Origin of the sequence: Enterobacter sp. JS8-1, from assembly GCF_049187015.1 — a bacterium.
Lineage (GTDB): Bacteria > Pseudomonadota > Gammaproteobacteria > Enterobacterales > Enterobacteriaceae > Enterobacter > Enterobacter mori.
Map to the genome: position 1 here is coordinate 619,308 of NZ_CP185805.1, position 26,868 is coordinate 646,175.

The 26,868-nt window shown below is 55.7% G+C and carries 29 protein-coding genes; 5 read left to right on the forward strand and 24 right to left on the reverse strand.

The annotated features are described in order from the left end of the window. Positions 1–107: 107 nt before the first annotated feature. The 8 genes from hpaA to hpaG form a co-directional block, all read right to left on the reverse strand. Complete coding sequence (hpaA, locus tag ACOQH0_RS02985; protein WP_421511508.1) at positions 108–1,040, reverse strand: 4-hydroxyphenylacetate catabolism regulatory protein HpaA; 933 nt, start codon at positions 1,038–1,040, stop codon at positions 108–110. Then, the gene (gene hpaX / locus ACOQH0_RS02990) at positions 1,012–2,364 is read right to left on the reverse strand and encodes a 4-hydroxyphenylacetate permease (RefSeq protein WP_421511509.1); all 1,353 of its coding nucleotides are present in this window, start codon (positions 2,362–2,364) and stop codon (positions 1,012–1,014) included. Before hpaX ends, hpaA begins: the two co-directional genes overlap by 29 nt. Before the next feature lie 21 nt (positions 2,365–2,385). After that, positions 2,386–3,183 (reverse strand): 4-hydroxy-2-oxoheptanedioate aldolase, encoded by a 798-nt coding sequence (gene hpaI, locus ACOQH0_RS02995; protein ID WP_421511510.1) that lies wholly within the window; start codon positions 3,181–3,183, stop codon positions 2,386–2,388. A 9-nt stretch (positions 3,184–3,192) separates the two neighbouring features. Then, positions 3,193–3,996 (reverse strand): 2-oxo-hept-4-ene-1,7-dioate hydratase, encoded by an 804-nt coding sequence (hpaH, locus tag ACOQH0_RS03000; RefSeq protein ID WP_421511511.1) that lies wholly within the window; start codon positions 3,994–3,996, stop codon positions 3,193–3,195. A gap of 120 nt (positions 3,997–4,116) precedes the next feature. Next, on the reverse strand, positions 4,117–4,497 hold the full coding sequence (locus ACOQH0_RS03005) for a 5-carboxymethyl-2-hydroxymuconate Delta-isomerase (RefSeq protein ID WP_421511512.1): 381 nt from the start codon (positions 4,495–4,497) through the stop codon (positions 4,117–4,119). Positions 4,498–4,506: 9 nt separating this feature from the next. Continuing rightward, positions 4,507–5,358: a 3,4-dihydroxyphenylacetate 2,3-dioxygenase gene (hpaD, locus tag ACOQH0_RS03010; protein ID WP_042717302.1), complete on the reverse strand. Its 852-nt coding sequence runs from the start codon at positions 5,356–5,358 to the stop codon at positions 4,507–4,509. A 2-nt stretch (positions 5,359–5,360) separates the two neighbouring features. Then, positions 5,361–6,827, reverse strand: coding sequence for a 5-carboxymethyl-2-hydroxymuconate semialdehyde dehydrogenase (gene hpaE / locus ACOQH0_RS03015; RefSeq protein ID WP_421511513.1), 1,467 nt, complete (start codon positions 6,825–6,827; stop codon positions 5,361–5,363). Beyond that, positions 6,824–8,101 (reverse strand): 4-hydroxyphenylacetate degradation bifunctional isomerase/decarboxylase, encoded by a 1,278-nt coding sequence (gene hpaG, locus ACOQH0_RS03020; RefSeq protein ID WP_421511514.1) that lies wholly within the window; start codon positions 8,099–8,101, stop codon positions 6,824–6,826. Before hpaG ends, hpaE begins: the two co-directional genes overlap by 4 nt. 270 nt (positions 8,102–8,371) lie before the next feature. Between hpaG and hpaR the strand changes: the two genes are divergently transcribed. Next, complete coding sequence (gene hpaR, locus ACOQH0_RS03025) at positions 8,372–8,812, forward strand: homoprotocatechuate degradation operon regulator HpaR (protein ID WP_089598019.1); 441 nt, start codon at positions 8,372–8,374, stop codon at positions 8,810–8,812. Positions 8,813–8,894: 82 nt separating this feature from the next. Then, positions 8,895–10,559, forward strand: a complete 1,665-nt coding sequence (tsr, locus tag ACOQH0_RS03030) for a methyl-accepting chemotaxis protein (RefSeq protein WP_010427186.1) — start codon at positions 8,895–8,897, stop codon at positions 10,557–10,559. A gap of 92 nt (positions 10,560–10,651) precedes the next feature. Here tsr and ACOQH0_RS03035 read toward each other — a convergent pair whose 3' ends face one another. From ACOQH0_RS03035 to ACOQH0_RS03095, 13 genes are all read right to left on the reverse strand, one after another. Beyond that, the gene (locus ACOQH0_RS03035; protein WP_421511515.1) at positions 10,652–11,158 is read right to left on the reverse strand and encodes a GNAT family N-acetyltransferase; all 507 of its coding nucleotides are present in this window, start codon (positions 11,156–11,158) and stop codon (positions 10,652–10,654) included. Positions 11,159–11,182: 24 nt separating this feature from the next. Further along, positions 11,183–11,656, reverse strand: a complete 474-nt coding sequence (locus ACOQH0_RS03040; protein ID WP_421511516.1) for a hypothetical protein — start codon at positions 11,654–11,656, stop codon at positions 11,183–11,185. A gap of 3 nt (positions 11,657–11,659) precedes the next feature. Next, positions 11,660–12,403: a winged helix-turn-helix domain-containing protein gene (locus ACOQH0_RS03045; protein ID WP_421511517.1), complete on the reverse strand. Its 744-nt coding sequence runs from the start codon at positions 12,401–12,403 to the stop codon at positions 11,660–11,662. A 145-nt stretch (positions 12,404–12,548) separates the two neighbouring features. Beyond that, positions 12,549–13,100 (reverse strand): helix-turn-helix transcriptional regulator, encoded by a 552-nt coding sequence (locus ACOQH0_RS03050; RefSeq protein ID WP_421511518.1) that lies wholly within the window; start codon positions 13,098–13,100, stop codon positions 12,549–12,551. Positions 13,101–13,301: 201 nt separating this feature from the next. Continuing rightward, positions 13,302–15,593, reverse strand: coding sequence for a phosphatidylglycerol--membrane-oligosaccharide glycerophosphotransferase (gene opgB / locus ACOQH0_RS03055; RefSeq protein ID WP_421511519.1), 2,292 nt, complete (start codon positions 15,591–15,593; stop codon positions 13,302–13,304). 270 nt (positions 15,594–15,863) lie between these two features. Further along, entirely contained in the window at positions 15,864–16,346 is a 483-nt protein-coding gene (locus ACOQH0_RS03060) for a DUF2501 domain-containing protein (protein WP_010427179.1), read from the reverse strand. Positions 16,347–16,430: 84 nt separating this feature from the next. Further along, positions 16,431–17,168, reverse strand: coding sequence for a DNA replication protein DnaC (gene dnaC, locus ACOQH0_RS03065; RefSeq protein ID WP_010427177.1), 738 nt, complete (start codon positions 17,166–17,168; stop codon positions 16,431–16,433). Next, entirely contained in the window at positions 17,165–17,710 is a 546-nt protein-coding gene (gene dnaT / locus ACOQH0_RS03070) for a primosomal protein DnaT (RefSeq protein WP_042713996.1), read from the reverse strand. The genes dnaC and dnaT overlap by 4 nt, the downstream gene beginning before the upstream one ends. Positions 17,711–17,859: 149 nt before the next feature. Further along, the gene (locus ACOQH0_RS03075; RefSeq protein ID WP_010427173.1) at positions 17,860–18,288 is read right to left on the reverse strand and encodes an organic hydroperoxide resistance protein; all 429 of its coding nucleotides are present in this window, start codon (positions 18,286–18,288) and stop codon (positions 17,860–17,862) included. Between the two features lie 84 nt (positions 18,289–18,372). After that, positions 18,373–18,825: a MarR family winged helix-turn-helix transcriptional regulator gene (locus ACOQH0_RS03080; RefSeq protein ID WP_010427171.1), complete on the reverse strand. Its 453-nt coding sequence runs from the start codon at positions 18,823–18,825 to the stop codon at positions 18,373–18,375. A 41-nt stretch (positions 18,826–18,866) separates the two neighbouring features. Next, complete coding sequence (locus ACOQH0_RS03085; protein ID WP_042713992.1) at positions 18,867–19,508, reverse strand: TetR family transcriptional regulator; 642 nt, start codon at positions 19,506–19,508, stop codon at positions 18,867–18,869. 67 nt (positions 19,509–19,575) lie between these two features. Next, on the reverse strand, positions 19,576–20,049 hold the full coding sequence (locus ACOQH0_RS03090) for a threonine/serine exporter (RefSeq protein WP_421511521.1): 474 nt from the start codon (positions 20,047–20,049) through the stop codon (positions 19,576–19,578). Next, positions 20,040–20,813: a threonine/serine ThrE exporter family protein gene (locus ACOQH0_RS03095; protein WP_211448100.1), complete on the reverse strand. Its 774-nt coding sequence runs from the start codon at positions 20,811–20,813 to the stop codon at positions 20,040–20,042. Before ACOQH0_RS03095 ends, ACOQH0_RS03090 begins: the two co-directional genes overlap by 10 nt. Before the next feature lie 413 nt (positions 20,814–21,226). Here ACOQH0_RS03095 and ACOQH0_RS03100 point away from each other — a divergent pair, with 413 nt between their 5' ends. Together ACOQH0_RS03100 and bglJ are read left to right on the forward strand one after the other, a co-directional pair. Beyond that, entirely contained in the window at positions 21,227–21,961 is a 735-nt protein-coding gene (locus ACOQH0_RS03100; RefSeq protein ID WP_089601004.1) for a helix-turn-helix transcriptional regulator, read from the forward strand. Next, positions 21,961–22,596, forward strand: coding sequence for a DNA-binding transcriptional activator BglJ (gene bglJ, locus ACOQH0_RS03105; RefSeq protein WP_218308586.1), 636 nt, complete (start codon positions 21,961–21,963; stop codon positions 22,594–22,596). The genes ACOQH0_RS03100 and bglJ overlap by 1 nt, the downstream gene beginning before the upstream one ends. A 37-nt stretch (positions 22,597–22,633) precedes the next feature. Here the strand turns inward: bglJ and ACOQH0_RS03110 are convergent, their stop codons facing one another. Beyond that, positions 22,634–23,092 carry a YbaK/EbsC family protein gene (locus ACOQH0_RS03110; RefSeq protein ID WP_042714997.1) on the reverse strand — a complete coding sequence of 153 codons (459 nt, stop codon included), beginning with the start codon at positions 23,090–23,092 and terminating at the stop codon, positions 22,634–22,636. Positions 23,093–23,420: 328 nt separating this feature from the next. Between ACOQH0_RS03110 and ACOQH0_RS03115 the strand changes: the two genes are divergently transcribed. After that, positions 23,421–24,767 carry a PTS sugar transporter subunit IIC gene (locus ACOQH0_RS03115; RefSeq protein WP_126816022.1) on the forward strand — a complete coding sequence of 449 codons (1,347 nt, stop codon included), beginning with the start codon at positions 23,421–23,423 and terminating at the stop codon, positions 24,765–24,767. Between the two features lie 95 nt (positions 24,768–24,862). Here ACOQH0_RS03115 and fhuF read toward each other — a convergent pair whose 3' ends face one another. Both fhuF and ACOQH0_RS03125 read right to left on the reverse strand, forming a co-directional pair. After that, positions 24,863–25,651, reverse strand: coding sequence for a siderophore-iron reductase FhuF (gene fhuF / locus ACOQH0_RS03120; protein WP_420984814.1), 789 nt, complete (start codon positions 25,649–25,651; stop codon positions 24,863–24,865). A gap of 91 nt (positions 25,652–25,742) precedes the next feature. After that, a complete protein-coding gene (locus tag ACOQH0_RS03125) occupies positions 25,743–26,807 on the reverse strand; it encodes a GGDEF domain-containing protein (protein WP_421511522.1) in 1,065 nt (354 codons plus the stop codon). Between the last annotated feature and the right edge of the window lie 61 nt (positions 26,808–26,868).

Below are 26,868 nucleotides of genomic sequence, written 5' to 3' on the forward strand. Positions count from 1 at the left end.
GGGCGTAACGTGAAGGGACGATTGGGACAACGGCGGGTACTTTTCGCGAGAGATCGCAGAGTGTGATTTCCCTCACCCTAACCCTCTCCCAAAGGGAGAGGGGACGGTTACTCCCTCTCCCTTTGGGAGAGGGCCGGGGTGAGGGGAACAGGCGACACCGGTACTTTCTGCGCCCGATACGCGCTCGGCGAGCACCCCACTAAACGGTTAAAAAACCGCGCAAAATAGGCCGGATCCTTAAACCCCAGCTGCCAGGCAATCTCGCTCACCGCGCTGTCGGAAAAGAGCAGCAGACGTCTGGCTTCACGCAGCTGCCGGTCGAAGATCAGCCGCTTTGGCGGACGGTTGGCGAAGCGGCGGCAGATATCGGTCAGGCGTGATTCGGTCAGGTGCAGCTCGCTGGCGTATTCCGGCACCGTCCAGTGCTGGTGGTAGTGCGCGTCAATCAGCTGGGTAAAGCGCTGGAACAGCTTCAGCTCGCCGCGCATTCCGCCTGAAGCGTGGTCGTCGAGCTTTGCGTTGCGCAGCAGCAGAGTAAAGACCGCCTGCGCCAGCAGAACCAGGGTATGCTCGCGCCCCGGCAGTTGTTCCGTGGATTCCCGGGCAATCAGCTGCCAGTAGTGCTTCAGGGCCGCCAGCTCGTTCGGCTTATCCGCCAGCGAGAGGCAGATCCCCGGCAGGCCAAACGCTTCCCGCGTGCCGGGGTAGAGCACCTCCAGTAGCGGCCAGATCAGATCCTCGCGCACCGTCAGCACGTGCCCGTCGCTGTCGGATTCGGTGATAAACGCGTGCGGCACCGACGGCGGCGTCAGGACGAACAGCGGGGCCTGCACCGAGTAGCGGTGATCGTCGAGCTGGAGTTCAATCTGCCCGGTATCGAGAAAGTGCATCTGAAAATACTGGTCGTGACGATGCGCCTGCATGTCGCGGCCAAAAAAGGCCGCCATGCGGGCGAACGACTGGTAGTGCACATCGTCGGTGCCCAGACTTTCGTCGTACTCCTTGCTGATATCAATGTTGGCGATGGGGCTCTGGCACATGATCGTTCCTCTGTTGATCCCGCTGCGTCATCGGAATGCGCGTCAGCACCAGCGCGCCGACCACCAGCAGCCCGGCCACGAACCACAGCCCGGAGCTGAAGCTGCCGGTCGCGTCGCGCAGGATCCCAATCAGCAATGGGCTGACGGCAGAACCCACGTTGCCAATGGCGTTGATCACCGCCAGCGCCACGGCGCGGGACTGCAGGCTAATCACCCGATCCGGCGTGGTCCAGAATATGGCCATGGCGGTAAAGGATCCGGTTGAGGCCATAATGATGCCAAGCAGCTGGATCAGGCTGTGATCCGTCGCGGAGGCCAGCATCCATCCCGCCGCGGCGAACAGGTACGGCAGGATGGTGTGCTTTTTTCGCTCTTTCAGCCTGTCGGAGCGGCGGCTCCACCAGATCATCCCGAGAATGGTACAAAACTGCGGGATCGCCGCCAGCAGGCCGATGACGATATTGCTGCTTCCCGTGTTAAAGCTTTGCAGGATCTGCGGCGTCCAGATGTTGATTGCGCTGAGCGTGTTGGTCAGGCAGAAGTAGGCCAGCGTGTAGAGCAGCACCGCCGGGGTCAGCACTTCGCGCAGCGTCGAGCGCGGCGTGACGGATTGGGCAATCGCGACCTCCTGCTCACGGGCGATCATGGTTTTCAGCGCCTGCTTTTCGTCGTCGTCCAGCCAGGTGGCCTGATCCGGCGTGTCGTTGAGGTAGAACCAGGTCACCACGCCGAGCACCACCGACGGTAGCCCCTCCAGCAGGAACAGCCACTGCCAGCCCTTCAGGTTCCACAGCCCGTCCATCGCCAGAATGTAGCCGGAGAGGATCGAGCCGAGCATCATGGTCACCGGCATGGCGATCATAAACAGCGCGTTGGCACGGGCGCGGTGATAGGCCGGGAACCACCAGGTGAGATAGACCAGGATCCCCGGCAGGAAGCCCGCTTCGGCAATGCCTACCAGCATGCGCAGGACGTAGAGCGTTTCAGGGCTGGTGGCGAACATGGTGCAGGTGGAGGCGATGCCCCACACCACCATGATCCCGGCGATCCAGCGCCGCGCGCCGATTTTCGCCAGCATGATGTTGCTCGGGATGCCGCACAGCACGTAGGTGACGTAAAACAGCGTCGCGGCCAGGCCAAACATGGTCGACGTAAGGCCCAGATCTTTACCCATCGTCAGCCCGGCAAAGCCGATATTGATGCGATCGAGAAACGAAAAGACAAACAGGATAAAGAGAAAGACGATCAGGCGACGGAACAGCTTGCTAATGGCGCGATGTTCAACAGCTTTATTATCATGGGCTTGCAGGGTAGAGGTCGTCATGGTGCGCTCCAGATCTTACGTTTAGTAGACGGATTTATTGTTATTAACTGACGTAACCGGTTGTTCGATAAAGCGTGCCGCCAGCGCTTCCGCGCCGCGGGCGAGCAGGGTGGTGTCGACGCCGACGGCGACAAACAGCGCGCCGAGGCCGAGATAGCGTTTTGCCAGCTGCTCGTTCGCCATCAGGATGCCGGGCGCTTTACCGGCGGCGCGTATCTGCGCGATCGCCTGCTCGATGGCGGCCTGGATTTCCGGGTGCTGCGGATTGCCGGCAAAGCCCATGTCGGCGCTCAGATCCGCCGGGCCGATAAACACGCCGTCGACGCCGTCCACGTCCAGGATCTGCGGCAGATTTTTCAGCGCCTCGCGGGTTTCGATCTGCACCAGCACGCACATGGCATCGTTAGCCTGCTGTAGATAATCCGGAATGCGGTTCCAGCGCGAGGCGCGCGCCAGGGCGCTGCCGACGCCGCGGATGCCCGCGGGCGGGTAGCGGGTGGAACGTACCGCCAGACGGGCTTCTTCGGCGTTTTGCACCATCGGCACCAGCAGGGTTTGTGCCCCCACGTCCAGCAGCTGTTTGATCTGCACCGGGTCGTTCCACGACGGGCGCACCACCGGCTGGCTGGGATAGGGCGCGATGGCCTGCAACTGGGTTAAGACGGTTTGCACGCTGTTGGGCGCGTGTTCGCCGTCGATCAGCAGCCAGTCGAAGCCTGCTCCGGCCAGTAGCTCCGCGCTGTAGCTGCTGGTCAGCCCCAGCCATAAACCGATTTGCGGACGGCCTGACTGCAGCGCCGCTTTAAATGCGTTTTGCATGGTCCTCTCCTAAACAAAGCGGCAGCTGATGGAGCCCATATTGCCGTAGTCCACGTGGAAGGTGTCGCCTCTGCTGGCGGGCACCGGGCGGGTAAAGGAGCCGCCGAGGATGATTTGCCCCGGCTCAAGCTGCACGTCGTAAGGGGCCAGCTTGTTCGCCAGCCACGCCACGCCGTTCGCCGGGTGGTTGAGCACCCCTGCGGCTACGCCGGTCTCTTCGATCACGCCGTTGCGGTAGAGCAGGGCGGAGATCCAGCGCAGATCCAGCGCGTCGGGCTTAATCGGACGGCCGCCGAGGATCACCCCCGCGTTAGCGGCGTTATCGGAGATGGTGTCGAAGACCTTGCGCGGGCGCTGGGTCTCCGGGTCGACGTTGTGGCAGCGGGCGTCGATCAGCTCCAGCGCGGGTATCACGTAATCCGTGGCGTTGTAGACGTCGAAGATCGTGCAGTTCGGGCCGCGTAGCGGCTTCGCCAGCACGAAGGCCAGCTCCACTTCGATGCGCGGGACGATAAAGCGATCCACGGGGATGTCGCTGCCGTCGTGGAAGAACATGTCGTCCAGCAGCACGCCGTAGTCCGGCTCGCTGATCTGCGAGCTGGCCTGCATCGCCTTAGAAGTGAGGCCGATCTTGTGGCCCTTCAGCACGCGGCCTTCGGCGATCTTCAGGCTGACCCATTCGCGCTGGACGGCGTAGGCGTCTTCAATCGTGATCTCCGGGTATTCCAGCGAGATCGCGCGGATCTGCTCCCGGGATTGTTCCGCCTGATGCAGGCGGTGGGCGATCAGGGTATGGGTATGTTTGTCGAGCATGGCGATATCCTGTTTTATGTTTTTTCTCCCTCTCCCCGTGGGAGAGGGACGGGGTGAGGGCATCGGGCCGCAGAGGTATCCCCTCACCCTAACCCTCTCCCAAAGGGAGAGGGGACGGTATTACTTAAACAACGCGTGCACGTTGTTTTGTTTGTAATTGAGCGTCGGGTGCAGCTCGTCGAGTTCGAACGACAGCGCCAGATAGCGGGCGGCCATCAGCTCCGCGAAGTGCATTTTGATCAGCGCAAACAGCATTTCACCGACCTCTTCCCGGCTCTTCAGGCTGCGCCCGGCACCAATCTTCAGCGTCATATGCACAAAGGCGTAATCGTGCCTGCCGTCGGCCATCTGCCAGGTGTCCAGCCAGTGGGCGCGGCTGCGGATACCGCCGAGCGGGAAGATGCCCGTGGCGGCGAGCGCCTCGTTCACTTTGGCGAACAGCCCCGGCAGGTCGGCCTCTTCGCGGATGTTGTCGGTACATTCAGCAATGAAGTGAGGCATGGTGACTCCTTACGCGGGCAGCGGGAAAACGGCGTTAACCTGGCCGGTACCGGAGCTGGCGAACAGCTCGGTGAGGAACTCCACCTTGCCGTCGTAGTTGTCCCAGCCGAGCATCCCCAGCAGCATCACCGTGTCGTGCATGTTGCCCTCGCCGTAGCAGTAGTCGGCGTACTCCGGCAGCATGCTGCAAAACTCCTTAAACTGGCCTTCGCGCCACAGCTTCACCACGCGCTCGTCCATCTGACGGTCAAACTCACGGGTGTAGCTGTTCATCCCTTCCTCGGCGCGCTGGTCGTCTATAAAGCGGTGCGACAACGAGCCGCTGGCGAGCACCGCCACGGTGCCGTCGTATTTTTCAATGGCGCTGACGATAGCCTCGCCCAGCCGGCGGCTGTCGGCGAAGTCGTGAACCGTGCAGAACGCCGAGATGGAGATCACTTTGAAGTGCTTATCCGCATTCATGTAGCGCATCGGCACCAGCGTGCCGTACTCCAGCTTCAGGCTCGGGATGTTGTGCGCTTTGGCGCGCACGCCGAGCTTCACCGCTTCGTCGGCGATCAGCTGGCCGAGCGCCGGGTTGCCGTCGTAGTCGTAGGTCATGTCGCGGATAAAGTGCGGTAGCTCGTTGCTGGTGTAGACGCCCGCAAAATGGTCCGCACAGTTGATGTGGTAGGCGCTGTTCACCAGCCAGTGGGTGTCGAACACGATGATGGTGTCCACGCCCAGCTCGCGGCAGCGCTTGCTGATTTCTTTATGTCCGTCGATGGCCGACTGGCGGCAGCCGTGGTTTTTCCCCGGCAGTTCGGAGAGGTACATCGACGGTACGTGGGTGATTTTTGCCGCTAATGCTAATTTACCCATGGTCAGATCCCCCATTTTGGAATCGGATGGTCGCCCATGGAGATGCAGACGTTCTTCATCTCCGCGAACACCTCGAAGCTGTACTCGCCGCCCTCGCGCCCGGTGCCGGAGGCCTTCACGCCGCCAAACGGCTGGCGCAGGTCGCGCACGTTCTGGGTGTTGACGAACACCATGCCGGCTTCGATGCTGCGCGCCAGGCGCAGCACCTTGCTGACGTCCTGGGTCCAGATGTATGACGCCAGGCCGTACTCCACGTCGTTGGCCAGGCGCAGGCCTTCCGCTTCGTCCTTAAACGGCAGCAGGCAGGCCACCGGCCCGAAGATCTCCTCCTGCGCCACGCGCATGCGGTTATTGACGTCCGCCAGCACGGTTGGGCGCAGGAAGTTGCCGCCCTTCAGGTGCGCAGGCAGATCGGTCGGTTTGTCCGGGCCGCCCGCCAGCAGGGTCGCGCCTTCCTCAATGCCGAGGCGGATGTAGCCGGAGACCTTCTCCCAGTGTGGCTTGCTGATGAGCGCGCCAATCTGGGTATTCGGATCGTTTGGATCCCCGACGCGCAGGCGGTTGGCGCGCTCGGCAAAGCGCTTGACGAATTCCGGGTAGATGCTCTGCTGGATAAAGATGCGCGAGCCCGCGGTGCAGCGCTCACCGTTGATCGAGAAGATGGTGAACAGGGCGGCGTCCAGCGCGCGCTCGATGTCGGCATCTTCAAAAATCAGCACCGGGGATTTGCCGCCCAGCTCCATGGAGTATTTCTTCAGCCCGGCATTTTTCATGATGTTGCGCCCGGTGGCGGTGCCGCCGGTGAAGGAGACGGCGCGCACGTCGTGATGGCGCACCAGCGCGTCGCCTGCCGTCGCACCGTAGCCCTGCACCACGTTGAGCACGCCCGCCGGAATGCCCGCCTCCAGCGCCAGCTCGCCCAGACGGTCGGCGGTCAGCGGAGAGAGTTCAGACATCTTCAGCACCGCGGTGTTGCCGAGTGCCAGGCAGGGCGCGACCTTCCAGGTGGCGGTCATAAACGGCACGTTCCATGGCGACACCAGCGCGCAGACGCCCACCGGCTGCACCAGGGTGTAGTTGAGCATCTTGTCGTCGACCGGGTAGGTTTTGCCGTTCATCTGCTGGCACACCTCGGCGAAGAATTCGAAGTTGTGCGAGGCGCGCGGAATGAGCACGTTTTTGGTCTGGTGGATCGGCAGGCCGGTGTCGGCGGTTTCCATGGCGGCGATCTCGGGCACGTTCTGGTCGATCAGGTCGCCCAGACGGCGCATCAGGCGCGCGCGCTCCTTCATCGGCAGGTTGGCCCACTTCGGGAATGCCTCTTTGGCGGCGGCGACGGCCTGGTGAATTTCAGCTTCACCGCCGGAGGCGACTTCTGCCAGCACCTCGCCGGAGGCCGGGTTGGTGGTATGGAAGTACTCGCTTCCCGCGACGTTTTTACCGTTTATCCAGTGGTTAATCTTTTTCATTTTGCAGTCTCCTCGCTGACAATTCGGTTCACCAGGCGCCCCACGCCCTCCACTTCCACCACCACTTCATCGCCCGGCACCACGTCGGACAGCCCCTTCGGCGTGCCGGTGGCGATCATGTCGCCCGGCTGCAGGGTCATAAAATCGCTCAGGTACGCAATCAGGAACGGAATGCTGAAAATGAGATCGGCGGTGGTCCCTTCCTGGCGCAGCTCGCCATTGACGAAGGTGCGCAGGGCTAAGCTGTGCGGGTCTGGAATGGTCGCTTTCGGCACGATGTTCGGGGAAATGGGCGTCAGCCCGTCGCGGCTTTTTACCCGCAGGTTCGGACGGTAGTAGTTTTCCAGGTAGTCGCGGATGGCGTAGTCGTTGCAGACCGTATAGCCCGCAACATAGTCCATCGCGTCGGCTTCACTAACCTTGCGCGCGGTTTTACCGATGACCACCACCAGCTCCGCTTCGTAATGCATGTATTCGATATTGTTCGGGCGCACCGACGTCTGGTTGTCGCCGTTGAAGGTGTTTGGCGCTTTGATAAATACCAGCGGCTCGGTGGGCGGTTTGAAGTCCAGCTCGCTGGCGTGATCGGCATAGTTCAGACCGAGGGCAAACAGCGTGGCGTGCGGCGGCGTGCTGTGCGCAATAGTGACGTCGCGCTCGTCCACCACCGGGTTTTCCAGCGGCGGAAAGCCTTCAGCCAGAATGCGCACGCGATCGCCCGGGCGGATCTCAACGCGGTTTTGCGGGGTACCGAGCAATATCGCATCGCCGGGATTGAGGGTGGCGAACTCGCTCAGGGCGCTCAGCAGTTCGGCAGCGTTACGCTGAAGCTCGACCGTGTTCCAGTGGTCCGCTTCGCGGCCGTTGATCTCGGTGATGATGGTCAGGTTAGCCACGTTATCAACGGCGACAAGTTCGCCGAGCGGACAAAATCCGTCCCGGCATTTGGCCTTGATGGCCGGGCGGTAGAAGCTCTCTTCCGGCAGGCTCACCTCGTTGGCCAGCGCGTATCCCGCGATGTACGCCGCGGCGTCCTCCACGCGCACCTTGCTGGCGGTTTTGCCTACGACCAGCGCCACCGTCGCGCCGCTTAGCACCGTTTCCCCCTGCGGGAAGGGGATCGGCTCGCCCGCGCGGATCACCGTGTTATGCGGTTTGATAAACCACACGGCTGTTTTCGGCGGCGTGCTGTAAGGGGCTTTTTCAAACGCTTCACGCCAGGCATCACGTTGGCTTTGATGGTTGAGGGCGACGGCAAAAACGGTACCTTTCATTCACATACTCCTCACCCCGGAGGTCCGGGTTATGATTTCATTAATATGTTAATGATCTGGTTTTATGCTTTTGCTGTTTATTTCGCAATCAGAAGTGAAAAATTTGTGATATGAATAACAATAAATTTACATATGAATTTTTATTTATATATAAATCAGGTTGTTAATAAAACTGAATGGTTTCTGTTAGACTTTTTGACGGAAAACGTGTTGTTTATAAAAGCATCTTTTAGTGATTGTTTACTTGTTAATGATGTGAAGGGAGAGGCTATGCATGACTCATTAACCATCGCGCTGCTGCAGGCGCGGGAAGCGGCGATGTCCTACTTCCGCCCGATCGTAAAGCGCCATAACCTGACCGAGCAGCAGTGGCGCATAGTGCGCGTTTTGGCTGAACATCCGTCGATGGATTTTCACGATCTGGCGTTTCGCACCTGCATTTTGCGCCCGAGTCTGACCGGCATTCTGACGCGCATGGAGCGCGACGGCCTGGTGCTGCGCTTAAAGCCGGTGAACGACCAGCGCAAGCTGTACGTGTCGCTGACCAAAGAGGGGAATGCGCTGTATGAACACGCCCAGGCGCAGGTCGAAGAGGCGTATCGGCAGATTGAGGCGGAATACACGCCGGAGAAGATGAAGCAGCTGACGGCGCTGCTGGAAGAGTTTATTGAACTCGGAAACCGGGATAACGCAGCGCGGGAAGAAGAGTAAAAACCACAAATTCCAGGATGATTTTCGTAAAGTTTTCCCTTTCCAGGCCGAAAATTCTGTATCTGTCTGAGGAAGAGAAAACATGTTAAACCGTATCAAGATTGTCACCAGCTTACTGCTGGTTTTAGCGATATTTGGCCTTTTACAACTCACATCCGGTGGTCTTTTCTTTAATGCCCTGAAGAATGACAAAGAGAATTTCACCGTCCTGCAAACCATTCGTCAGCAACAATCTACGCTCAACGGGAGCTGGGTTGCCCTGCTGCAAACCCGTAACACCCTGAACCGCGCGGGTATCCGCTACATGATGGATCAGAGCAACATCGGCAGCGGCGCGACCGTTTCCGATCTGATGCAGATTGCGTCTGCCTCGCTGAAGCAGGCGGAAAAAAACTGGGCGGATTACGAAGCCCTGCCGCGCGATCCGCGTCAGAGCGACGCCGCTGCGCTGGAAATCAAACGTAATTACGAGATCTACCACGGCGCGCTGGCTGAGCTGATTCAGCTGCTGGGTGCGGGGAAAATCAACGCCTTCTTCGACCAGCCGACCCAGAGCTATCAGGACGGTTTTGAGAAGCAGTACGTGAGCTACCTGCAGCAGAACGACAAGCTGTATGAGACGGCGGTGAAAGACAGCAACAGCTCTTACAGCCAGGCTATCTGGGTGCTGATTAGCGTGCTGATTGCCGTGGTGGTGGTGATTGTCGCCGTCTGGCTGGGCATCAAGCAGGCGCTGATTTCCCCGCTGAATCGCCTGATCGACAGCATTCGCCATATCGCCAGCGGCGACCTGGTGAAGCGCATCGATGTTGAAGGCTCCAATGAGATGGGTGAACTGGCCGACTCGCTGCGCCACATGCAGGGCGAGCTGGTGCGTACCGTTGGCGACGTGCGTAACGGTGCCAATGCCATCTACAGCGGCGCGAGCGAAATCTCGATGGGTAACAATGATCTCTCTTCCCGTACCGAGCAGCAGGCCGCCTCCCTGGAAGAGACCGCGGCCAGCATGGAAGAGCTGACCGCCACCGTGAAGCAGAACGCCGAAAACGCCCGCCAGGCGAGTAACCTGGCGCTGAGCGCGTCTGAGACCGCGCAGAAAGGCGGTAAAGTGGTGGATAACGTGGTGCAAACCATGCGCGACATCGCGGGCAGTTCGCAGAAAATTGCCGATATTATCAGCGTGATCGACGGCATTGCCTTCCAGACCAACATTCTGGCGCTGAACGCGGCGGTAGAGGCGGCGCGTGCTGGTGAACAGGGACGTGGCTTTGCCGTTGTTGCAGGCGAAGTCCGTAACCTGGCGCAGCGCAGCGCCCAGGCTGCCCGTGAAATCAAGAGCCTGATTGAAGACTCCGTCAGCCGCGTGGAAGTGGGCTCTACTCTGGTAGAGAGCGCGGGGGAAACCATGGGTGAGATCGTGAATGCGGTAACCCGCGTGACGGACATCATGGGTGAAATTGCGTCTGCGTCTGACGAGCAGAGCCGCGGTATCGACCAGGTCGGCCTGGCGGTCGCGGAGATGGATCGCGTGACCCAGCAGAACGCCTCGCTGGTTGAGGAATCTGCCGCAGCGGCTGCCGCACTGGAAGAACAGGCGAGCCGTCTGACCCAGGCCGTGGCGGTGTTCCGCATTCAGCAGGAGCAGATGAAAGCGCGCGAGTTCGCGTCAGCGAAAAACGTTGTCACCCCGGTGATGTCGCGTAAAGCCGCGACGGCCGACGCGGGTGATAACTGGGAAACGTTCTAATCCAGCGCGTTGTGCCGGGTGGCGGCTACGCCTTACCCGGCCTACGGTTCAGGGATTTGTTGGCCCGGTAAGCGAAGCGCCACCGGGCGATATCAAAGCGGCAGACGCATAGCGCAGCGGGAGTTATACGCTAAGCCTTGCGCTGCTTCTTCTTCACGTTTTTCACCCAGTTCAGGCGTGAGTTCAGTGACATATTCAAACCCCAGCTTTTCATAGAATGGCGCATTCCACGGCACGTCCCGGAACGTCGTTAACGTCAGTGACGTCAGCCCCTTTTTACGGGCATGCTCAGCCGCACAGGCGATGAGCTGCCGACCTATACCTTTTCCCTGCCAGTCCAGATCAACCGAAAGCTCCACGATAAACAACGACAAAGGATGGGCTTCTGCGAGGAGAAAACCCACAGGACGATCCGCTGCCAGCGCCAGCCAGCTCAGGCCCTGTTCGACATAGTCGCGATGGTGTTCAATGGAAATGACGTCGCCATCAGCGAGCCAGGCCAGTTCAGGCCAGGCTCGAAAACGCTGGCCTGCCGCGCGCTCAATGGCGGGCAGACTGGCAACGTCATGCGCAGTGGTGGGGCGGAAGATGATTTTCATGGCGGCAAGTATAGCCTGATCTGTTTATTCCGAGCAGATCAGCAGTGGCGAGTAGAAATTGCCGATCACCATCGCCTCTTCCGGCGTGCGTTCGATGGTCAGTAGCCTTTTCTGTCCTTGCGTTAAGCCAGCAACGTATTTCTCAAAGACCCCATCGGGTAATTCATCGTGGCTAAATCGCTCGACCTTGATAATGGCGATTTCAAAAAGCGTGTCGTGCATGTGTCGCCAGTTAAACGTTTCCTGACGGGAGACTTCCCAGCCCTGCCGGATATTCTGCACATTCCCGTTGAGCGTGAAGTAACCCGTGCCGTCGGGGTGAAATCGCATCAGGATCTCGCCGTCGAATGTGAAGTTGTTGTCGTCACGCTGCTGCGTGAAGGTCAGGTTACCTTCGCAAATGACGGGCAGGGGCGGTGTATGTCGGTACCATGCCACGGCCATGATGATCAGCAGCAGGTTGAAGGCGATAACCAGCCCTATGTTTTTACGCGTCATGATTCACCATTCGTAGGCATAAAGCGTGCGGCAGGCGCTGGCGGTGTTCTCTTTCGACAGGGAGCATTGCGAAAGCACCATCCTTCCTTCATGGCCGTAGAAGAGCGTGTTCTGAATGTGCAGATAAAAGAGGGAGTTTTTCAGGCACGGCAGGTTGCCGTCGCGCTGTATCGCTTGTGCCAGCGCGATTGCCTTGTTACGAAACACATCTGCCAGCGGTGAGAAGGTGTAGACCGGACATTCACCAAAATGTGTCAGAAGATGCATCTCTGCATGCTGCTGGTTTTGCTTGATCGCGACTATCCAGATGCACAGCGCCAGCACCACAAGCGTCAGCCCGCTACTGAACAGCCATTGAGGCTGAAAATGATACGGCCTACTGGCTGAGGCTGGGCAATCAGATTTTTCAGCCAGGGAATGGACCGTGATGTCCGCGCTCAGCATAAAGCCCATTTTGGGCACGGTGACAATAAACAACATCTCGGGCACGAGGCTTGCCAGCAGTTTCCGCAGGATACTGATGTACTGATTAAGTGAATTGTTGGAGCCCTGCAGGCCGCGCTCATCCCACACGTCATGCAGGAACGCCTCGCGTTCGATGACGTTACCGTGATGGAGCACCAGCATTTTCATAATGCTGTTGGCGGTTGCCGTCATCACCTGAGGTTCGACATCTGGCGTATCAACAAGTGAAACGGAACCGTCTTCGTCGTTATAGACGAGGGTATCAGCGAGCAGGTATTTCATAGAGTATTGTCAAAGGAGCAGTTGGAAAAATACAAACGGTGAATAGTACGCGTGCTATTCATCTAAGAAGCTCGGTATTCTAACTGCTTTGTTACCGATAACATTGATCCAGTCGGGCATTCTCGCTGTTTAATAAATGAGCGCATCAGAGGTAAAGCGAGTGCTGTTCCAGCAGGCAGATTTTTCGGTGAAACTCCGCCAGGTTCTGGCAGCGGAATTTGGTCATCGCGTTACGCTTGTGGGTATAGATGGTTTTGGGGGATTTATTCAGCAGTTGCGCAATGCGAACCAGGCTGATCCCTTTACTGAGCAGGGTACATACCCGCAGTTCAGAGCGGGTGAGGTTAGCATCAGGACGGTAGCGCTGGGTGAAATCGGCGTTTCTCAAATGCTGGCTGAGCTGGATAATCGAGATGTTTCCAGCCAGCACCCTGACGCGCCCGGCAGGCAGATAGACGTTGATGTCGTTCACGCGGCATTCGTCCGTAAATATAAGCCAGCCGTTATCGGTGGTCTCTTTCATGATTTGCTCGCGCATGCGCAAGATAGTTTCCGGGCTGACGCTGTTGATCCAGAAAATATCAGGACGCGGCGTCATCATCATCGAAATAAGCGTTTTCAGGCCAAGCCACAGGAAATAGTTATCGCTCAGAACGATGACGTGAAAGTCGACGTGGGTGCAGCGTGAGAGAGTCATGTCAGGTGTCGCCCGTTAACGTGAGGGAGCCAGAGGGTCCTCATGGAAATCAAAGTAGGGCAATACTCTACATCCTGAGTCTAAACTAATATATATATAGATTAGATTGCGTTAAATATAGTGATTTTCTCTGTTTTTTAATAAGCATAAAGCTTTTTATAATTTTGAAATTGCCCGGCGGAACGCCGGGCAGAGAGGATATTAACTGTCGCGACTGATAATTTTAATTTCCACCATCCCGATCCCAAGCTGTCTCGGGGAATGGCCGAGGATATTGCCTTCGTTAGTGGACTGCGGGTCTGGCGGAACGATGACGAGCGTGCTGCTGCGCGACGGATTGTCGAAATGCAGCGTGGTGGTGCTTACGTCATTGCCAAGCGTCAGGATCTGTTCTTTATCCCCCACGCGCACCGGAATAGGGCGGTTAGCATTGGGCCCGAACGCTCTGGCCGTGATCACCAGATCGAATTTTTCCGGCAGCGGATGGGCATACTCAATTTTCACTTCGTCACCCAGCTGGGCGTTGGACCAGCGTCCCCAGGCTTCCGGACGGGAGATGCCGCTGAACTGTTTGACCTCTTCCGGCGCGCCGGCCACGTTAAAGATAAAACTGTCCGCTTTATAGCGAATGTCGTTATCGACAATCTTCAGCATGTCGACGTTACGCTGATAGCGCGCGGTATCGATAACCGTATCGTTAAACGCCGTTTTGCCTGTCCACTGTTTTTTATCAACATGCTGGACGGACTGCTCTCCGCCGAGCTGTCCCTGAGCGACACACCAGTCGGTCGACAGGGCCAGCGGCTGCGACCAGAGCTGGCCCATCTTGTAGCACGCGTCGATCCAGACAAAATTGTCGCGGGGGGCGAAGTCAGCCAGCTGATAACGCAGCGGTGCGGAGTATTCACTTTCCGGCAGCGGTTCGACGCGGTTGTCCGATACGCGCAGCAGCAGCGGCAGGCGGAAGTGACTGCCGGAGAAGGCAATCATTTTTTTATCCTGGTCGATGGTGAAGTCTTTCATCTCTTTCGGGAAGTTCCACAGGCGGATGATATCCGGCTTCCACGCCAGGATTTTCTCCTTCATGTTGAGGAACACTTCTGACAGCGATTGCCCGGACAGCGTACTGCGGCCAAGGCCAATGAAGTTATCGCCGCCCAGAATGTCCAGCACCGTGGCGCCGTTATCCATCGAGTTACGCTTGGTGGCGATCACCTCCTGCTGAGGCTGGTCGCCGCGAAGGATGAAGAACAGGTTGCTGCGGTCCTGCTTGTTAAGCTCATCCCAGGCGCTGTTTTTCATCGCCAGATGGTCAGACGACACCACAATCACCGTGTTTTTGAAATACGGCGAGGCTTTAATTTTGTCGATCAGCGCGGCGATATGTTCCTGGCTGCAGGTAACGGCGCTAAATGACGTATTACTCTTGCCATTGATGTCATAATTTTTGCGTTTACAGGTACGCGAGACAAATCCATCCGGATGATGGGTATCCACGGTCAGGGCAAAGAGCGAGAAGCGTTTGCCCGCGCGGGAGAGTTCCTCGAATTTTTGCCAGGTCTCGTCCAGCACCGTATCGTCGTAGAAGCCCCAGTCGTTACGGTAGCTCGGGTCCGCGACGAGGGTTTTTAACTCTTCAGAGCCGTAGAGGTGGTCAAAGCCGTGTGATTTCAGGAACACATCTTTGCCAGCGAAACGCAGGTTTGCGCCCTGCATAAAGTAGTTTTCGTAGCCGGAATTTTTCAGGATATCGCCAAGACAGACATTTTGCGGGAAGAAGCTCGACATGGACGCCGAGGCGTTGCCCTCAAAAGGCGCGAACAGCGGGATACCGCACTGCGACGCGACCATACCGGCGATGGTGTAATCGGTGCCGGGTAACTGCATGGTGTGGCTGAAATCGAGACCTTCGTTTTTCAGGGGCCCCAGATCAGGGGTCAGGTTCGGGAAGGCATCGTTATCAAAATAGGTGCGCTCCAGGCTCTCGCCGTAGATATAGACGAGGTTGAGCTTCGGATTGTCGATCTTCTTCGCGGGTTCTTTGTAATACGCCACAAAATCGGGGTCACCCTCGCGCGACTGGGATTTCACCAGTTCGGTGATTTGGTGGAATGCCGGGCTGGCGTCAACAGAGGCCAACGCCAGGCACAGCGCCAGCAGACTGTAGCCATGATGGTGCGGGTGATGGCGACGACGACGCAGCACCCAGGCAAGGGAACCAAAAATAGCAACCAGAGCAAATACCACGCCCAGACCGGGAAGTATGTACTTACCAACCCCTGCGCCCGTCAGGCTATTCGTCAGGGTGTAGAGTACCGCATCATTAATACCGTCACCGGTAAAGTAATCGCTGGCGTATAACGTAATGTTCAAAACAATAAAAATGCCGAGCACCACCAGCGTGGCAATAAACCACCAGGTATTTCGGCCCGCTTTCCAGGCGTAAACGCCAACGGAAGCCAGGAAAAGGATAAGGGACATTAACTCTGACAACAGCATATCCTCATGACGCCAGACGCTTTGCTGGCTAACTGATTATTTTTTGGGTAATACAATGTAATGGCGATGTCGTTTAGCTGCAATTTTAGTGTCACGAAAGTGTGCTGTTGTTAGGATTTGGTTTAGAAAATCGTTTTTTTGAAGGCGGTCGCATCCTGGCATGCGGACGCTGAGACGGTGGTAAGGCAGGAAAACAGTCGTTTAACGCCGCGCCGTAAGACTAACGTAACAAACGCGGCATGTTTTGGCAGAAAAAGGGGGCAATCAGGAGATGAAATTAACACCTTGTTTCAGCACCAGATCGCAGGCTTTGGTTTTCACCTGTTTTGCCAGAGAGGAGTTACCGATGGTGCTCAGGTTCAGCTGCTGACCGTTTTGCGCATTCAACAGGCCCTGAATACCGTCCATATAGTTGGTGTCCGCTTTCTGCTCCTGCGTGTCCAGACCCAGCTTACCCAGCACCTGGTTTTTCACGTTTTGCGCATCGGTGACGGAAGCCAGCTTCTGCTTCGCACAATATTCCAGGATCCCCGCCGCGTTGTTCATCGTACCCGCGCTCAGGCTCTGGGAGCTGTTACCCAGCAGGCTGGTGAGGGAAGAGGCAGACAGCCCACCCTGCGTGCTGCCGCTCTCTTTGGTCAGTTCGTTGGCTGCGCTGGAAAGAGACTCCTGCCATGACGCTGCCTGCACCGCGCTGGTTGCCAGCAGTGCACCGAAAAGTGTGCTGATAAGTAACTGTTTTTTCATAATGGCTTTCTCAAAAAGGTCCGTTTAGGGCCGGAAGTGGTTCCAGTATATACCTCCGCGCCGCGCGCGATTCCTGGAACTGTCTTAATACTCTTTGCCGGTGACACGGCTGCGATAACTTTCCCAGTCAAAGATGACGTACAGACTGTTGCCGAGTTTCATGCGATCCATTACGCGTTCTCCCAGCAGACGGGTCATTTCGTCGATATTGTGGTTTGTCAGCATTCCGGTTGGTCGCTTGGAGGAAGAGCGGCGGTCAACAATCTGGTTGATGATGACTTTTTCATAGCGGGATTCCGTCTGAACGCCAATCTCGTCGATGACCAGCAGGTCAACGTTGCTCAGGTCATTAAGCAGCTGTTCTTCGCTGGTTTCGCGGTTGCTGAACGTCTCTTTCATGGCAGACATGATATCGGCCACGGTGATGATCAATACGGATTTACCCCGCAGCAGCAGCTCGTTGCAGATGGCCGCTGCAAGGTGGTTTTTTCCGGTGCCGGGTTTGCCGCTGAAAATGAAGCTGGCGATGTTGCCATCAAACTCGTCCACGTACTGACGTGCCTGACTCAGCGCATTCATTTGTCCCTGAGACTCGACGTTGTAGTTATCAAACGAGCAGTTCTGATGAAGCGGGCGGATACCCGAGCGGTTAAAGGTGCGCTGCATTTTCATCGCACGGTTCTCACGGGCGAGCGCCGCCGCACGTATTTCACCTTGCTCTTTTTGCCACGCCAGCAGCTCTTCACCCGTTGTGAAGGCTGGCTTCACGTTGGCTGGCATCATTTTTTGCAGACGTTTCATCAGGTCGCCGACGTTCTTCATTTCGCACCTCGGAATCCATTAGGGATCTGTTTGTCCGGTTCAGAAAACGCGTTGATATCGCGCTTGGGCTGGCCATTATTGCTGGCGCGGTTGATTTGAATACTGCGCGCGAGCTTTTGCTGCCACTGCACATGGTGAAACACTTTTCCTTCCGCCTGCCAGTAAGCGGTAAACGCGGCCAGCTCTTCGGGCGTGACCGGCTGCGAGAGCGCAATCCCCCACAGTGCCGCCTGGCGCTGAAAATCGGCATCCGGTTGCCAGCCCGCGTACATGGGGAATTTCCCCATCGGTATGGCAACGGGCGCATTTCCCGGTTCGTCGAAGAACTGGTTATCCAGGGTGACATCACTGGCCGGGCGCGACAGCCGCGCTTCGATATCCAACAGCTGCGCCAGACGTTCCGGCGTGATTGCGTAAAACGCCGGGGCGTTGTCGGCAAACACGGCGAGGGTACCGCCTTCGGCATTGGTCAGCACGCCGCGGGGATCGCGCATAAAGGCATCAATGCCAGCAATGCTGGTGGTCAGGATTCTGGAGGACATAACGCTATCTCTACTGGGTTACTACGGGCGTGATATGGGCTTATGGTAGCACAGAGAGGGGAAAGGAAAGGAGGGGATTTCCCCGGTGGCGCTGCGCTTACCGGGGCTACAGCCGTAGGCCTGATAAGCGCAGCGCCATCAGGCAGTTATCACGCGATGATGTTCAGCGTGACGTCGATATTGCCGCGCGTGGCGTTAGAGTATGGGCAAACGATGTGCGCCGCATCCACCAGTTTTTTCGCTTCCGCAGGATCCATACCTTCAACGTGAATGTTCAGCTTCGCTTCGATACCAAAACCGGTTGGCAGTGGGCCAATGCCGACTTCACCTTCGATAAACGCCTCTTTCGGCAGCGCGAATTTGTCACGAGCGGCCACAAACTTCATCGCGCCCAGGAAGCAGGCGGAGTAGCCCGCAGCGAACAGCTGTTCCGGGTTGGTCACTTCGCCGCCCATGCCGCCCATCTCTTTTGGCACACCCAGTTTAACGTCCAGGACGCCGTCGGAAGAGGTAGCGCGGCCGTCACGGCCTCCGGTGGCTTTGGCTTTGGCAGTGTAGACAACTTTTTCTAAAGACATGGCAGGTTCCTCATCTTACGTTTGTGTGTGCTATTAAATAGCGTGCGATATACATGGGTAAAGAAAGACGCGTAAAGTATAGCCTTACGCGTGGTGTAACTGTTGTCGCAAAAGCTCAAGCTGCTGCTTAAGCGCCAGCATCGTGTCGGTATCGCATTGCGCTGCGCATCCAACCGCGTGAGGGATCCCCACGGCCTGTTGCTGGAGTGCACGCCCGGCATCGCTCAGGGTGACTGCAACCTGGCGTTCGTCTTTACGGGAACGGTGGCGGTTGATCAGCCCGGCGCTTTCCAGACGCTTTAGCAGCGGCGTCAGAGTGGCTGAGTCAAGAAACAGCCGTTCGCCAATGTCCGACACCGTCACGTCATCCTGCTCCCACAGAACCAGCATGACCAGGTACTGCGGATAGGTCAGGTTCAGCGGTGCCAGCAGTTGCCGGTACAGCTTATTAAGCGCCAGGTTTGCTGAGTAGAGGGCAAAACAGAGCTGGTTATCCAGCAGCAGCGCCGCATTGGTGTCGTTCGTTTTTGCGTTCATGAGATGAATATAGATAGTGTGCGATATAATTGCAAGCTATTTTATGGGCACGTATAGCGAAGTGCCACCTGGACCGCCATTTTCCGGTAGTGCTGACGCTGCGCGGCTTCGTCTGCTCCCTCTTCGAACAACAGCGTAAAGGTATAGCTGTTGGCGACATAGTGGAAGCTGAAGCTGCTGATCAGGCGGTGAAGGTCGCGCGCGTCTACCGTCTGATTGAACAGCTGCTTCTCTTTTCCACGCTGCAGAATGGCTTCCAGCAGTTCCAGCGCGCTGCGGTTAACCTGGCGCAGGTAGCTGGACTGCTGCATGAAGCGGCCGCGCTGCATGTTCTCCATACAGATGATGCGAATGTAGTCCGGGTGGTCGGCGTGGTAGTCAAAGGTCGCTTCAACAAGATGAACCAGCGCTTCTACCGGCGGCATACCGGCAAGGCTGAGCCGTTTCTCACTGGCGCGGATCTGGGTGTAAACGTACTCCAGAGCCAGAAGATACAGGTTTTCTTTATTCTTAAAATGATACACCACCATCCGTTTGGTCGTGCCGGCTTTCTCGGCGATTTGCTCCATGCGGGCACCGTTTAGCCCATATTCGGCAAACAGCGCAATGGCGCTCTGGAAAATGTTTTCCTTCAGGCTGGATCCTTCATTGTGTTCCGGGTTTTCGCTGCCAGGGTTAGCCACATCCTTTCCTTATCGTCACCAAACAGAATGCAGGGATTATTACCATGGCAGCGTGATAACACAAATCTCAAACGCGCGGGCGCTTGCGGTAAAGCCACAAGCCGGGAATCGACAGGCCGATGGAGAGCGCCCCGACAATGGAAGACGCCTTCAGGAAGTTGCTCAGCAGGAGGATCATTTGCGGCTCGGTGTAACCAAAATGGCTGATCTTTACCGCTGAAATCATCGCGGTATAGGCGGAGATGCCCGGAAACATCGGAATAACGGCCGCCACGGTAAAGACCTTTGGATGCGCCAGATACCAGCGCGACCACTGAATGCCAATGCTGCCGACCAGCATCGAGGCCATAAACGTTGACCATTCAATGTTGAAACCAGCCGTCATCATGACCATGCGTGAACCGTGACCAATGGCACCCAGCAGTGCACACCAGGGCAATGCCCGCTGCGGCACGTTGAACACCATTGCAAAGCCGACGGCGGGAATGGCGGCCAGAAGCATGTCCTGCGCCAGCGCAAAGAGAAATTCCATTATGCCCATCCGCGTAACCCCCACAGCGTCATCGCCATGACCACGCCGATGCAGGTGGCGAGCGTCAGAAGACTGGCAATCGCCCAGCGCGCGAGGCCGGTATTGATGTGCCCTTTAAACATGTCGGCCACGGCGTTAATCAGCGGAAAGCCCGGGACCAACAGAAGCACGCTGGCGGCCATGGCAATCGTCGGGGTGTTCGCAAATTGCGGCAAGCGCAACAGCAGGCCAGAAACCGTGGTGGCAACAAAAGCGGTAATGCAGAAGTTAATTTGCGGGTGCAGTTGCCGGTGGGTCAACAGCTGGCGGACATACATGGCGATGCTGCTGGCGAAAAAGGTGATGATGGCACCGTCCCATCCGCCCTGGTTGAGTTTGCAAAAACAGGCGCACGACAGCCCAACCATGACCACTACCAGCCAGCGCGGATAGCGTAACGGTTTAATTTGCGCGAACCGTTTCTCAATTTCTCTCAGATCCAGCAGCTTATGCTCAGCAAGAATGACGATGTGCTGCACTTCCGTCACAACGTGCATATTGATGCCGCGATCGTGATTTTTACGGGTGGACGTCAGGCACTGCCCGTCTTTTATGGTGGTCAGTACAATGGCATTCGACGAGATGGAACTTTCGACGCTGTCCATGCCGAGCGCCACGCCAAGACGCGTTGAGAGTTCCTCGACGAGAGCGCTTTCTGCCCCGTGCTGTAAGAGAAAAAGCCCGCATTGAATACATATCCGCGTCGTTGCGCGTTGCGTTGACTGATCTTGCATGTATTGCCCTGAAGAGAGGATGGATAGCTTGCCTGTTGGCCCGGAATGCTTATTTTTAGCACAAAGTGCGGTGTCACTTGTTCTGGGTCAGATCAAGAATTGTGCAAACAGCCACATGAGCGAAAGTGAAGGAAATCGATTAATAATATTTATTTTATGAATATTTAGGGGTTAAAAATATATCTCGCATATATTAAGTATTTCTAATTTTATATTTTCGTTCTTTTCAGGTGACTGTAATTAAATTCGGTTGTTATTTGTGAGATATTAACCCTGTTTTGGGCATTTCTTAATTTTGTAAAGATTATCTTAAAATTAGTATTATTTATGCTGTGTGCACTCAGGGATGAAATGTTTTTATCTCAATGCGTTTTATCGCTATTTAGAAAATGAAGAATGGACTCGGAGGTGCTATGTTGCCATTGAAAGGTAAACACGGAGTTGTGATTAGTAAGATACCGGTTATGCAATCCGGGCTTGGTGGGGTGATGGCACGCCATTTCCCCGAGTATGAACTGACTTTTTGCCGCTCGATTCAGGAGCTAACACTGCTGCAACTCCGCCGCGCCAGTGTGGTTGTTGCTGATATTTCTGGTGATTATCGAAATCCTCGCGGTACGCTCGAGCAATATTACGGGTTGCTGAATCAGTATCGGGATATCCATTGGATCTTTTTAGTTTCCCGCCCCCTTTACCCTCTGGCGGTAGAATTACTCATGCGTCCTGAAAGCACCTTGCTGTCAGATATGGAACCGATCGACGGGGTCATTAATGCTATTCGTGCCGGAAGTGAACGCGCAGAACGCATTAGCCAGACGTTGTTAATGCCAGACACGCCAGAGCCTGAAGACGAGTCCGAGAGCTTTATCGCGCTCACTCACTCTGAGCGCAAAGTATTGCGACTGCTGGGGAAAGGCTGGTGTATTAACCAAATCGCGACGTTATTGAAGAAGAGTAACAAAACGATCAGTGCACAGAAGAACAGTGCGATGCGCAGGTTGTCCCTGCGAAGCAATGCCGATATGTATGCCTGGATCAGCAGTACACAGGGGATGCGAGAACTGAGTTTAATGTCGGCCTATGGAGAGTTTGAGGAATGGAAGAGACCGCAGCAACAAGACATATCGCCGTCATCGAAAATTGCGTAATGAGTGCCGTTGGGCTGCAGCATATTTTTGCTTTGCCGGCATTCAGCAGCTATCAGGTCCACCTGTTTAGTCGATTCGACAGTTTTAAAGAGGCACTTTCCCAGACCGCGTTTTATTCGGTTATTTACTCATTATCCGATGCGCGCGAGGAGCGTCGTAACTGCCTTGCAAGTTTGCGTGACCTGATGTTCTCACACGGCAATATCCAGCGTATTGTCCTGGCGTCAGATGATGTAGAAGCGAGGCTGATTTGCCATCTTTCTCCGGCACGCCTGCACGGGATTATCAGTAAATCGGTGTCGCTTGAGCAGTTGATCCAAGGAATGGTGACCTTTCTTAACGAAACGCATCGTGTAAACGACAACATGTACAATCACTGGTATGTGAATCAGAACCGCATGTTGAGCCCCACCGAACGGGCAATTTTGCGTTATATGTCGTCGGGCTATTCCATCCCTGAAATCGCGACACAGCTTGAGCGCAATATTAAGACTATCAGGGCGCACAAGTTCAATGCGATGGTAAAGCTCGGGGTCAATTCTGATGTGGGATTACTGGATGCAGCAGATATCCTCGCTCATCTTCCCGCCCGGGAGCCTCGTCTCTCGGCATTAAGTGTCCCTTCATTCTCTTAGCCGTTTGTCATGCGCCAGAACGCTTCTGGCGCAACAATCAAATGCAGACATCCACCCATTTTGCTGCAGTCAGTTCTGCCATTCTATCGGGAGAAATACGTACGGCGCTGTGAATTGCACCGGCAGCAGGCAGCACTTCAGCGTACTGTTTCAGTGAAACGTCGCAGAAAACGGAAAGGGGATTCTCCAGCCCGAAAGGGCAGACGCCACCCACGGGATGACCCGTAACGGTGACCACTTCGTCACTGCTCAGCATGCGCGCTTTTGCGCCGAATGCATCTTTCAGTTTTTTGTTATCCAGCCGCGCGTCACCTTTGGCCACCACGAGAATAACTTCGTTTTTAACCTTTAACGATAGCGTCTTGGCGATTTGACCCGGTTCAACGTTATGCGCTGCAGCAGCCAGGGCCACGGTCGCGGTGCTTTGGCTAAGCTCGATGATTTCGACATCGGGTGCGTTGTCGGCAAAAAACTGCTGTACAGACTGCAAACTCATTGTTTCCTCCTGACAAATATCCTGCGTAATCTGTCATAAGCCTTTAGGTTCTGTAAATATCTCTTCAGTAACAATTATCCTGTTGGGCCGATTTATGGATCGCCTTCACATTCACAGAAACCGGTTACAGTAACCGGTTGCAGAGCGTGAATCAGAGATTAATACTGAGAATGTAACGTCCCCTGTATCCAATAATAAGAGCTAATTATGAAACCATTTCTTCTGAGCAGTACCGCTGGTACGCAAGCCGGCAAGGTTGTGAAGCTGATTTATGGAACAACGTGTGGCGCGAATTCGCCCGTAACGAACGTCTGACAGGAGAGCTGCTATGTCTGCCAACCATGCTGCGTTTAATCTGATATTCCGTTTCGTTGAAAATTACGTCAGCCCGATTGCCGGGCGAATCTCTTCCCAGCGTCATGTTATGGCTATTCGTGATGGATTTATCTCTGCGATGCCGTTCATGATTGTGGGGTCATTCTTGCTGGTGTTTGCTTACCCACCGTTCTCACCTGATACGACCTGGGGTTTTGCTCGCGCCTGGCTGGATATGGCGAAGCAATTTGAAGGGCAAATTCTCACCCCGTTTGATATGACGATGGGCATTATGTCCATTTATATCTGTGCGGCCATCGCCTACAACCTGGGCAAGCATTATGTGAAATCTCATCAGCTTGACCCGTTCATGTGCGCCATGCTGTCGCTGATGGCGTTTCTGCTGGTTGCTGCGCCGAAAACCAAAGGCACTCTGCCTGTCGACAGCCTCGGCGGAACGGGGATCTTTACCGCCATTCTGGTGGCGGTTTACTGCGTTGAAATGATGCGTTTCCTGAAATCGCACAACATCGGTATTCGCCTGCCAGACCAGGTGCCACCGATGATCAAAAACTCTTTTGATCTGCTGATCCCGGTGCTGGTGGTTGTGCTGACGCTGTACCCGCTGAGTCTGCTGATTCAGTCTCAGTTTGGTATGCTGATCCCACAGGCTATTATGTCGATCTTCAAACCGCTGGTTTCCGCTGCTGACTCGCTGCCTGCTATCCTGCTGGCGGTATTGATCGGTCACTTGCTGTGGTTTGCCGGTATCCACGGGGCTGCCATTGTCTCCGGGATGCTGCAGATGTTCTGGCTGACCAACCTGGGCGCTAACCAGACCGCGCTGGCGGCAAGCCAACCTCTGCCACACATTTTTATGGAAGCATTCTGGACGTTCTTTATCGTGATTGGTGGCTCTGGCGCAACGATGGGGCTGGTGATCTGCTATCTGCGTAGCCGCTCTGCACACCTGCGTTCAATTGGACGTTTGAGCGTGGTGCCCAGCTTCTTTAACATCAACGAACCCGTCATTTTTGGTACGCCGATTGTAATGAACCCGGTGTTCTTTATTCCGTTCCTGCTGGCACCGATGGTAAACGCCGTGCTGGCCTGGGCGGCGATGACGTTTGATCTGATTGGCCGCGTTATCTCAGTGGTTCCCTGGACAGCACCAGCTCCGATAGGCGCGGCATGGGCGCTGGGCTGGGACTTCCGCGCGGCTATTCTCGTCGTTGTGCTGGCCTGCGTATCGGCCATTATCTACTACCCGTTCTTTAAAGTGTACGAGAAGCAGTTGCTGGAACAGGAAGCGGAAGAAGCGCAGCGTAACGCGGAAGAGGAAAATCAGCAGGTAGCCTGAGTGGTTTGTGCCGGGTGGCCGCTGCGCCTTACCCGGCCTACGTTTTGAGGATCTGTAGGCCCGGTAAGCGAAGCGCCACCGGGCAATAAACGGCACTACTTCAGCGTACAATCCCCGCACTGCTGAACGTCAGGCAGGCGATTGCGTTGACAGCAGGTCCGACGCACCAGAAGGCCGTCACGCGGGACGACAGTACGGAATAAAGGGTTATCCCGCCCATCAGAAAGTTGTTTTGCAAAGAAGCAGGACTGGCGCAGGGCATCCACTTTCTCATCGCCCAGCAAGGGTTTCATCTCTGTCAAATACCAGTGGATCAGATAACCGGTATTACTCCAGATAAGCTTTCCATTAATTTCTCCCGTCTGCTCAAGCACGTCAATTACCGGCATCAATGCCTGAGTGATGAGCTGTTCCATGCGCTCCTGAGCTGAGCGTTGCCCGGCATGCATATCTTCGTGAACGTCAATCCAAAAGCAGGCCGCACGCCCGGTTTCGTGGAACTCAACGTGGAAATGTTCCGGGGAGAGATCCATCATCGTGTCCTGGGTCAACAAGGCCACCATGATCGGCGGGACCATCAACCCGATGTACCATTGCGCCCAAAGAGAGAGCAGGGGTTTATTTTCCCGCGCAAGGGTCGGTTGATTGCGATAGATATGGTCGGAATACGCCGCCAGCAATGACTGGCGTTCTGCCGGACGCTGCCATTCGGCAAGCGTCATGGTGTTATGCGGGTGAGGCTCATCCAGCTTGATAAAATCCAGCAGATGGGCGCGGGTATCGGCAATCCTGTCACGAATAGCATCCGCAAGCGTAGCGCTCCCTGTGGAGAGAGGGGCTCGCCAGAGAAGTGAGTCAACGGCTTGTGCGGTACGTGTCGCCATAAGGATAGGAATCTAAATGATAATGATTGCCAATCCTAACTATAGATAAAAACGATCGCAAGCCTTTTGTCCTGAATGTGGGATGTCGGGCTTAAGCTGTCTGCAACTCGTCGCTGAGCAGGATGTTATTACGCCCCATGTGCTTCGCTTCGTAGAGGGCTTTATCCGCTTTCTCCAGCGCGCCTTCCGGGTCATCGTCATCATAGATGGCAATACCGATACTGATGGTGACGTTTGTTGCCACGCTTTCGTTGAACATATGCGGGATTTTTAAATCGTAGACCTTCTGGCGGATGCGCTCAGCCGTCTGGCGGGCATGATCGAGCGAGATGCTCGTCAGCAATACCATAAACTCCTCACCGCCAAAGCGCGCGACGATATCACGCGAGCGTACGGCATCACGGATCGCCGCTGAGACGCGGATCAGCGCCTGGTCGCCCATCATGTGGCCGTAATGGTCGTTGTATGCTTTAAAATGGTCGATATCCAGCAGCAGAACGAAGTGTTCACCGTTATCGACTCTCGGCAGGTTTTCCAGTCGGCTTTGCAGGCCGCGACGGTTATACAGGCCGGTGAGCGGATCCATCATGCTGAGATCGGAAAGCGTCTCGCGTTCTTCCAGGAGTTGGGAAAGAAGCGTCTGAGCAAAGCGATCGTTACGTTTTTGCAGGATGTTATGTATGCCAATCGCCGCCACCGGGAGAGCAAAGGAGTAGATCATTCTCAGCCAGCTTTCATGACTGCCTAACCACAGGCAGGCAATAAAGGCGGGTAATGAATGAAGGGTAAATGCCTTGATATTACTGGCAAATGCCAGGGAGCCAATAAAAAGCACCGTTAACAGTGCCATGACTAAATAGGTCGCCCGATCGTGCGTAATTAACGAAAATTTCGAGACAATTTGCCAGGCCCACAAAATACCGAAGATCGCTGAAACGACGGGAATATTGATTTTCCGGGCTCTCTCTTTCCAGTGCCAGGCGAACAATCCCGTGCTGAGAATAAAAATAGCCACCAGGGGGAATGAGAACAGGCGTACAGAATAGAGCGGGTTTGTTACCGAGAACACCGCTGAGGCTGCATTCAGAAAGAGAAATAAACGTAAAGATAATTGATATTTGCTGTTGACCAAAGACCGCCAGGATTGTGATGTCATAGTAATGCTTTTTTATTAATATTTAATTAAAACAAATGAATAGGTGTTGTTAGAAAATAGT